Here is a 723-nt window from a genome sequence, read left to right as displayed (position 1 = left end):
GGTCACAGCCATTCGTTGATGGCTGCGACCAGCACTGTCGCTTCGTAGCGGACGGCGAGTTTGTCGTACCTGGTGGCGACGGCACGGTGTCTCTTGAGCCGGTTGATCCCACACTCGACCGCGTGCCGCTGCTTGTAGTCGTCCCTGTCGAAGTTCGGCGGCCGCCCGCCGCGTGAGCCGCGCTTCTGCCGGTTGCGGACACGATCCGCGGGCACCGGGATGGTGGCCTTGATACCGCGTCTGCGCAGGTAGGAGCGGTTGGTGCGGGAGTCGTAGGCCTTGTCGGCCCGTACTCGGTCCGGCCGCTTGCGCGGCCTGCCGGGCCCGAGCCGGGGGACCCGGATCGCTTCCAGGACGGGCTCGAACTGCGGCGAGTCGCCTCGCTGCCCCGCCGTGATCACGACGGACAGGGGCTTCTGGCCCTGTTCGACGGCGAGGTGAATCTTGGTGGTCAGTCCGCCGCGGGAACGTCCGAGGCCGTGGTCGGCCGGCTCGGCGAAGACACCGCCGGGCGGTTCCTTCTGGAGATCCCCCTTTTCGCCGCCCCGGCGGCGTGCTGGTGGGCCCGGCAGACGGTGGAGTCCACGTTCACGTCCCAGGTGATCAGGCCCTTCGCGTCCGCCTCGGCCTGGAGCCGGGTGAGGATCCCGGCCCAGGTCCCGTCCCGCTGCCAGCGCCGGAACAGGTCGTAGACCCGGTCCCACGGCCCGTAGCGTTCGGGCA

Annotated in this window: 1 pseudogene; it reads right to left on the bottom strand. The window is 70.4% G+C overall.

Annotation, left to right across the window (positions count from 1 at the left end):
- Positions 1 to 2: 2 nt before the first annotated feature.
- Positions 3 to 723: pseudogene (locus IEZ01_RS36245) on the bottom strand (IS5 family transposase); the annotation flags it as partial.

The organism is Streptomyces purpureus, from assembly GCF_014648195.1.
In the GTDB taxonomy this organism is placed as follows: domain Bacteria; phylum Actinomycetota; class Actinomycetes; order Streptomycetales; family Streptomycetaceae; genus Streptomyces; species Streptomyces purpureus.
Note: the sequence above shows the minus strand (reverse complement) of the source record. Positions and strands in the feature narration are given on the sequence as shown.